Annotated in this window: 7 protein-coding genes; 4 read left to right on the top strand and 3 right to left on the bottom strand. The window is 65.9% G+C overall.

Annotation, left to right across the window (positions count from 1 at the left end; genetic code table 11):
* From SGR02S_RS17950 to SGR02S_RS17935, 4 genes are all read left to right on the top strand, one after another.
* The coding region (locus tag SGR02S_RS17950; RefSeq protein WP_156483124.1) for an ABC transporter permease at positions 1 to 405 on the top strand (405 nt) is incomplete at its 5' end.
* A gap of 6 nt (positions 406 to 411) precedes the next feature.
* Positions 412 to 1,536, top strand: coding sequence for an ABC transporter permease (locus tag SGR02S_RS17945; RefSeq protein WP_067113248.1), 1,125 nt, complete (start codon positions 412 to 414; stop codon positions 1,534 to 1,536).
* A complete protein-coding gene (locus tag SGR02S_RS17940) occupies positions 1,533 to 2,990 on the top strand; it encodes an efflux transporter outer membrane subunit (protein WP_067113245.1) in 1,458 nt (485 codons plus the stop codon). Before SGR02S_RS17945 ends, SGR02S_RS17940 begins: the two co-directional genes overlap by 4 nt.
* A 75-nt stretch (positions 2,991 to 3,065) precedes the next feature.
* Positions 3,066 to 3,929, top strand: coding sequence for a class I SAM-dependent methyltransferase (locus SGR02S_RS17935; RefSeq protein ID WP_439951067.1), 864 nt, complete (start codon positions 3,066 to 3,068; stop codon positions 3,927 to 3,929).
* Positions 3,930 to 3,936: 7 nt separating this feature from the next.
* Here SGR02S_RS17935 and SGR02S_RS17930 read toward each other — a convergent pair whose 3' ends face one another.
* The 3 genes from SGR02S_RS17930 to SGR02S_RS17920 form a co-directional block, all read right to left on the bottom strand.
* Positions 3,937 to 5,184: a TolC family protein gene (locus tag SGR02S_RS17930; RefSeq protein ID WP_067113241.1), complete on the bottom strand. Its 1,248-nt coding sequence runs from the start codon at positions 5,182 to 5,184 to the stop codon at positions 3,937 to 3,939.
* Positions 5,181 to 5,480, bottom strand: a complete 300-nt coding sequence (locus SGR02S_RS17925) for a DUF3240 family protein (protein ID WP_067113239.1) — start codon at positions 5,478 to 5,480, stop codon at positions 5,181 to 5,183. The genes SGR02S_RS17930 and SGR02S_RS17925 overlap by 4 nt, the downstream gene beginning before the upstream one ends.
* Positions 5,473 to 8,156 (bottom strand): efflux RND transporter permease subunit (locus tag SGR02S_RS17920; RefSeq protein WP_067113236.1); only part of this gene is annotated, 2,684 nt, incomplete at its 5' end. The genes SGR02S_RS17925 and SGR02S_RS17920, both read right to left, overlap by 8 nt.

Raw genomic sequence — 8,156 nt, 5'->3', positions numbered from 1 at the left:
GGCGCGACGACGTTGGCGGTGTTCGTGTTCGGCGTGCCGCTGCGCGGATCGCTGGCCGCGCTCCTGCTGCTTTCGGCCACTTTCATGGTGCCGGCGCTGGGCCAGGGGCTGCTGATCTCCTCCGTCACCCGCAACCAGTTCCTGGCCGCTCAGATCGCGTTGTTTTCGGGCTTTCTGCCGGCCTTCATGCTGTCGGGCTTCCTCTATGAGATCGACGCCATGCCCGCGCCGATCCGGGCCATCACCTGGCTGATCCCGGCGCGCTATTTCGTCGCTTCGCTGAAAACCGTCTTTCTGGCCGGAGACATCTGGGCGATCCTGTTGCCGAACCTGCTGGCGATGGCTGTCATCGGCCTGCTGCTTTTCCTGCTGGCAAAACGCGCCACGCGCAAGAATCTGGAGTGACGAGCCATGGCGCGGCACAATGGCTATCTCTCTATCACCCGATTGCGAGCGCAGTTCATCAAGGAAGTGCTGAGCATCCTGCGCGACCCGCGCAGCCGCATGATCGTGTTCGTGCCGCCGCTGCTGCAACTGCTGGTGTTCGCCTTTGCCGCCACGCTGGAAGTGCGCAATATCGATATCGCCGTACATAATCAGGATGCGGGCCGCTGGTCCCATGAACTGGTGACACGGCTCGATCGGGCCGACTTCATCACCCAGGTGCATCGCGTGACCGACAGCCAGGAGCTGCGGCGCCTTATCGACCAGGGCAAGGTCATCGCGGCGCTCGATATCCAGCCGGACTTTTCGCGCGCAATCGCTGCCGGCGACACTGGCCGCGTCCAGCTGCTGGTCGATGGCCGGCGCAGCAATTCAGGGCAGATCACCGCCAGCTATCTCTCCGCCATCGCCGCCGAAGTCGGCGCGGAGGCAAATGCCGGCACCGGGCCGGCAACGCCGGTGGCGGTGCGCAACTGGTTCAATCCCAATCTGACCTACCGCTGGTTCATCGTGCCCGGCCTCTCCGGCATATTGGCGTTCTTCAGTGCGCTGCTCATAACCTCGCTATCGATCGCCCGTGAGCGCGAACTGGGAACCTTCGATCAATTGCTGGTGTCGCCAACCTCTACGCCGGAAATCATCATATCCAAATCCCTGCCGGCGCTGGTCATCGGCACCATGCTCGGGCTATTGATGATGGCGGCCGCAGCGGGGCCGTTCCAGATACCGTTCAACGGCTCGTTTGGGCTGCTGCTTGTCAGCCTCATTCTGTTCATCCTGTCGGTGGTGGGCATCGGCCTGATGATTTCCGCGATCAGCGCGACCCAGCAGCAGGCCATCCTTGGCGCCTTCGCCATCGGCGTGCCATCCGTTCTGATGTCGGGCTTCGCCACGCCGGTCGAGAACATGCCCATGCTGCTGCAATGGCTGGCTCAGGCGATTCCACTGACCCATTTCCTGATCATCGTCGAAGGCAGCTTTCTGAAAGCGATGACGCCCGGCGATATTCTGGCGAGCCTTTGGCCATTGGCGTTGATCGCGTTGGTATCGCTCACCATGGCCACCATTTTCGTTCGAGGACGGCTGCAATGATATCCACCCCCCATCGACGGTCGCGCGCCGCACTAGTGATAGCCGGCTGCGCCTCGTTGACGGCCTGCGTCGTCGGCCCCGACTATCGCGCGCCGCCTGCCGTTGACACGGGCGGCGGCTGGACGCGGCCAGTTGACCAGGCTTCCGCGCCAGCCGAGCTTGCCCGCTGGTGGTCCACGCTCGGCGATCCTGAACTGGAGAGACTGGTCGACACCGCACTGGCGCAAAATCTCGATATCCGCCAGGCCGCCGCGCGGATCGACGAAGCGCGCGCCCTGCGGGATCGCGCCGCTGGCCGGCAACTGCCCACTGTTGCCGCGGGCGCCAGCGTGAACCGGCGCCGGCAAAGCGAAAACGGGCCGCTGCCGATCGGCACCATTCCCGGCCTCGAGGCGTCGCAGACGATCTATGATGCCGGTTTCGACGCGAGCTGGGAAGTGGACCTGTTCGGCGCCAACCGGCGGGCGCTGGAAGGCGCGAGCACCCGGTTGCAGGCCACGCAAGCCGAAGCGCAGGGCGTGCGCATGAGGATCGCCGCCGAAGTCGCCCGCACATGGTTTGAGGCGACCGGCGCCGGAGAGGAATTGCGCGCGCAGCGAGCGGCAGTCGCGACGTTTCAGCAGACGTTGGAGCTCACACGCAGCCGCGCCGCGCTCGGCGATGTGTCCGGTGCCGATGTGGACGCCGCCCATGAACAGTGGGCCGCGGCCAATGCCCTGTTGCCGGGTATAGAGGCGCGGCAGCGCGGAGCGGTGCTCGGCCTTGGTGTCCTGCTCGGCGCACCGCCGGAACGGGAACTCAAGCTGCTCGATACCGCCGCGCCGGCGCTGGCTTTGCCGGCGCTGCCAGTGGGGGAACGGGCCGACATATTGCGCCGCCGCCCCGATGTTCTGGCTGCTGAACGCCAACTGGCCGCCAGCACCGCCGACATCGGCTTGGCGACGGCGGAACTGTTTCCCAAGCTGTCCATCGGGGCCGGCGGCGGGTTCCAGGCGCTCAGCACAGGCGAATGGTTCGACGGGTCCAGCGCCCGCTTCTCGATCCTGCCACTCATTTCGTGGCGATTGTTCGACGGCGGCCGCGTGCGCGCGGAGATACGCGCCCGTAAGGCCGTTCAACGGCAGGCGGCGCTGGGCTATGAGCAGGCCGTATTGACCGCACTGGGAGATGCCGAGCGCGCATTGGGCGATTATAACGCCGGCCTTGATACAGTGGCGCGTCGGCAAGCGGCGCTGGATGCCTCACGTCGGAGCCTCGGTCATGCCGAGGCACGTTTTGCTGCCGGCGATATCGCGCGGGTGGAGTTGCTGGCGGCCCAGCGCCTCCTGCACGAGGCTGAAACCGCCTATGTCCGCGCGCATGCCACAACTGCTGTGCAACTGGTGGCGGTGTACAAGGCGATCGGCGGTGGCTGGGACTTGTCCAATGCACCGTCCTCGGCTCCGGTTTCGTGACCGGCCATGTCGATTGGCCGCTCACCGCCCTCTGCGTCGTGGGCGGATTTCGATTGATATGATACTGGGAGGGCTATGATGAACAATTCCGGCGGGAACAGCGAAGCGCTGGCCGCGCACGACTGGGCGGGTGAAGCCGGCGCGCGCTGGCTCGGCCAACTCGACCGTTTCGAGAGCATGATCGAGCCGATCGGCGAAGCGCTGCTCGCCCGGGCCGCCTATGCCGCCGGGGAAAGGGTAGTCGATATCGGATGCGGCGGAGGCTGGACGACCAGAAGGATCGCCGCCGCGGTTGGCAACACCGGGCTGGCCCTTGGCCTCGATCTATCGCCCGATCTGGTGGCGGCCGCCAGCGAGCGGGCGCGGCGCACCGGCCTTGCCAATATCCGCTTTGTTCAGGGCGACGCGGCGACGGCCATGCCCGAAGAAGCTCCCTTCGACCGGCTGTTCTCCCGCTTCGGCACGATGTTCTTTCCCAAACCCTATCGCGCCTTCGCCAATCTGCGCCGGATGCTGCGCGCCGGTGGACGGCTCGACATCGCGGTGTGGGCGCCGATCACCGACAATCCGTGGCAACGCAATGTCATGGCCACGATCCGCCGGCATATCGACTTCCCCGCGCCGCAACCGCGCGAGCCTGGTCCCTTTGCGCTGGGCGAACAGGACTATGTAACCGATCTTCTGCAAAGCGCCGGTTTCTCCGACATTGCATTCGACGCCTGGAATGGCGATCAGCGCGTCGGCGGTCCCGGCAGCGATCCCGAGAGCGCCACCCGCTTCGTGCTCGATGGGATGCAGATTGGCGATATCGTCCGGGCAAGCGGGGAAGACACGCGCGCGGCCATTCACCGTAGCCTTGTCGAACTGTTCGAGCGCAATCGCGACGGTGAAGGTGTTCACATGGCGGCGAAAGCCTGGCTGGTGCGCGCCCGCGCGTGATGCGACGTCAACCGCCATCGTCATCATGATGTACCCACAGACTGTGGGAATCGATCTCCAGCCTGAGCAGCGCGCGGGCCGCTTCCGATCGCGCCATGATCTCGGACCGGCGCGCTTCATTGGCCTGGCGGCGGGCATAGAGCAAATCGGCAAGGTCTATCTGACCAAGCTGGTAGCCACGCTCGGTTCTGGCAAGCGCGTCGCCGGCGCTTTGCGCTGACAGGTCGGCGCTTTTCCATGCTTCGAGCCGCAAGGTGGCATTGGACAGATCCGCATCGGCAATGGCCGTCACCGTCCGCTGGACGGACATATGCTCAAGCTGTGCGGCATTGCCTTCGGCAGAGGCCCGGTCCGCCGCCGCGCGTCTGTGGCCGCCCCCCAACGGCATCGACATGACTATTCCCGCGCCCTGTTCCATGCCGCTGCGCTCGCTGAACAGCCGGACGCCGAAGGAAGGATCGGCGATCCGGTCCGCGCGAATGCGCCGCGCGACAACCGCCAGCCGCTGCGCTTCGCGATCCGCAGCGCGGATTTCATGGCTGCGTTCGATCACCAGATCCCGCATCGCGGCCAGCCCCTGCGGTGGAAGCGCCGGCACGGCTGTTTCCGGCGGCTCGGCAGGCAGCGGTATTTCGGGGAAGTTAGCGGCCAGCGCCACGCGCGCCTGTTCGCGCGCCGCAAGCGAGGTCGCGACCTGGGCCTGAGCTTGAGCCAGCGCCGCTGTCGCCTGATCGACATCGAGCGCCGCCGCATCGCGCAGGGCAACGCGCCGCCGCAGCGCGGACAGCTCCTTTTCCAGCCAGCGCACCGTGACAAGGTCGTTTCGATACAGCCCGCCGGCGACCAGCCAGTCGTTCCAATAGCCGGACAGCAGCAAGGCCGCCTGATGCCTTGCATCCTCCATCCGGTTTTCCGCGACCTCTATGCCCAGAGCGCCCGCCTCGCGGTCGAGCGCGGCTTTGCCCGGCAGACGGAACGGGCGGCTGATTGTGGCATCGAATTCGTCATAGCCGCCTTCGCGATCGACGCTCCGGCGAACATAGCTGCCGGCAACCGCAATCTCATGGCTTCCTTTGGCCAGCATGTCGCGGTCGGCACGGGCGGCGTCCACCCGTGCCCGCGCGGCCGCCACGCTCGGATGATTGTCCAGCGCTTCGGCAACCTTTTCGACCGGCGGCAAATCGGCGCGCTGGGCAAGAACCCCGGCGGGCGTGAGCAATGCGAGAAACGCCCCGAGGACAATCGGCGATCTCATACGATTCTCCCCCGGGCTGAAACCGGGACGGTATGCCACCGCACCGGCAGCGACCGTTTCGATTGCGTGACCGCGCCTACCAGCGCGCCCAGGGCGCCCTCATCGACAATCAGTTCCAGCGCGCTGCGCCGCAACAGTCCCGAAACCCGTTCCGCCGTGCTGGCGTCGCCGAAGTCCCAGCCGCGCACGGCCTGCTCGGCGATATGGATCGGCGCGTCGCAGGCGGCGCGGAGTGCGTCGGTCACGCTATCGGCGTCATGCGACGCGCAATGGAAGGTCAGGAGGATGTCAGCCATTGTCGGTTTCTCCCGCGCTTTCACCGAAACGCTCGAACAGGATTGGCAGCAGAATGAGCGTCAGCAGGGTGGAGGTGATCAGACCGCCGATCACGACGATGGCGAGCGGCCTCTGGATCTCCGATCCCGGGCCGCTCGCGAACAGCAGCGGCACAAGGCCGAAGGCCGTGATACTGGCGGTCATCAGCACGGGACGAAGGCGGCGTTCAGCGCCGATCCGTACCGTCTCGGCCATGCTTCGCCCATCGGCCCGGAGCTGGCGGAAATAGGTTACCATGACCAGCCCGTTGAGCACCGCGATGCCAAGCAGGGCGATAAATCCCACCGACGCTGGAACCGACAGATATTCTCCCGAAGCCCAGAGCGAGACGATCCCGCCCACCATGGCGAACGGAATGTTGACAAGGATGAGCACGGAGGCGCGCATCGAGCGCAGCGTTGCCAGCAGAACGAAGAAGATCAGCAGCAGCGCAATCGGAATCACGACCGCCAGCCGGGCCGAGGCGCGCTGCTGGTTCTCGAACTGCCCACCCCAGACGATGCTGTAGCCGGCGGGCAGTTTGACCTTCGCGCCGACCTCGGCTTTCGCTTCGTCGACATAGCCGACCAGATCGCGCCCGGAGACGAACGCCTGCACCAGCGCGAAGCGCGACCCGTTCTCATGGTCGAGCTTGACCGGCCCCTCGGTCCGCTCGATCCGCGCCATGTCGCTGACCCGCGCGATAATGCCGGTCGGCGTATGCAATTGCAGATCGGCAAAACGGGCGGGATCGGTGCGCAGCGCCTCGTCGCCGCGGATGACGATCGGCACGCGCTTCTGGCCATCGGCGACGATACCGACATGGGCGCCTTCGACCTGCGCGCGCAGCGCATCCTGTATGCGGTCGACCGGCATCCCGAAGCGCCCGGCGGCGGCGCGGTCGATGCCGAGCTGGAGATAATCGACGCGGTCATTGGCGACGGTCAGCACTTCGGAGGCGCCATCGACGTTCGACAATATCTGCTGCACCTGATCCGCCAGTTCGCCGAGCATCGCCAGATCCGGCCCGAAGATCTTGACGGCAAGATCGCCGCGCGCGCCGGTCAGCATTTCGGAAACGCGCATCTCGATCGGCTGAGTGAAGCTCGGCTCGATGCCGGGCAGGCCCGCCATCGCCTTGCGCATGTCCTCGACGATGAGATCCTTGTCGCCGCGCCATTCGGAGCGCGGCTTCAGACGAACGAAGCTGTCGGTTTCATTGGGGCTCATCGGATCGAGGCCGATTTCGTCCGATCCGACGCGCGCGATCACGTCCTGCACTTCCGGAACGCGCATCAGCGCGCGCTGCGCGGCCATGTCGCCCTTGACCGACTGGTCGAGATCGATGGAGGGCAGCTTGGTGAGCTGGACGATGATCGACCCTTCATCCATCGTCGGCATGAAGGTCTTGCCGACCGCGCCATAAGCGATGCCGGCGATGACAAGCCCCGCCGCCGACAGCCCGTAGACCACCCGCTTGCGCGCGAAGGCGCCGTCGAGAAGCCCCCAATAGCGAGGGCCGAGCTGGCGCATCAGCCACGGCTCGCCATGATGGCCGCTTTTGAGACCGAAGGATGCAAGCACGGGGACCAGGGTGAGCGCGAGCAGCAGCGAACCGGCGAGCGCGAAGACGATGGTAAGCGCAACCGGCGCGAACAATTTGCCTTCAAGCCCCTGCAATGACAGCAGCGGCAGGAAGACCAGCGCAATGATGGCGATCCCGGCCGAGACCGGCACGATGACTTCGCTTGCCGCCTGATAGACGAGGTTGAGGCGCGGGGTTCCCTCCTCGTGCGCCCGGCCGAGCCGTTCGACGATATTTTCCACCACCACGATCGACCCGTCGACCAGCAGGCCGATGGCGATAGCCAGGCCCCCAAGGCTCATGAGATTGGCGGACAGGCCCATACCCTGCATGAAGAGGAAGGTGATGAGCGCCGCCATCGGGAGGGTAGCAGCGACAATCGCCGCCGCCCGCCAGTCACCCAGGAACAGGATGAGCAGCACGACGACAAGCACGGCGGCTTCGAGCAGAGCTTTCTCGACCGTGCCGACGGCGCGCGCGATCAGATCGGACCGATCGTAGAAAACATCGACATGGGTGCCGGCGGGCAATGTGCTTTCGATTTCCGCGAGGCGGGCGCGGACACCATCGACCACCTGCCGCGCATCGGCGCCGCGCAAGGCGATCACCAGTCCTTGAACAGCCTCCGCCTGGCCATTCTTGCTGACCGCGCCATAACGTGTGAGGCTGCCAATGCCGACCGTCGCCAGCTCGCCGAGCCGAACGATGCGGTCGCCGCGGCTGACAATGACCAGTTGCTGAAGATCCTCGACCGACCGGATCGCCCCCACCGCACGCACGATCAGGGCTTCCTCGCCGCTTTTCAGGCGCCCGGCGCCATCGTTGCGATTGCCGCTTTCGATCGCCGCCTGGATATCGGCGATGGAGAGCCCTGCCGCCGCAAGCGCAACGGGATCGGGCCTGACCTCGAAGGTCCGGACAAAGCCGCCCAGCGCGTTCACGTCAGCGACGCCGGGAACGGTGCGCAGCGCCGGACGGATGGTCCAGTCGAGCAGTTCGCGCTTCTCCTGCAGCGAGAGCGGCCCCTCGATCGTGAACATGTAGATGTCCGAAAGCGGTGTGGAGATCGGCG

Origin of the sequence: Sphingopyxis granuli NBRC 100800, from assembly GCF_001591045.1 — a bacterium.
Classification (GTDB): Bacteria; Pseudomonadota; Alphaproteobacteria; order Sphingomonadales; family Sphingomonadaceae; genus Sphingopyxis; species Sphingopyxis granuli.
Note: the sequence above shows the minus strand (reverse complement) of the source record. Positions and strands in the feature narration are given on the sequence as shown.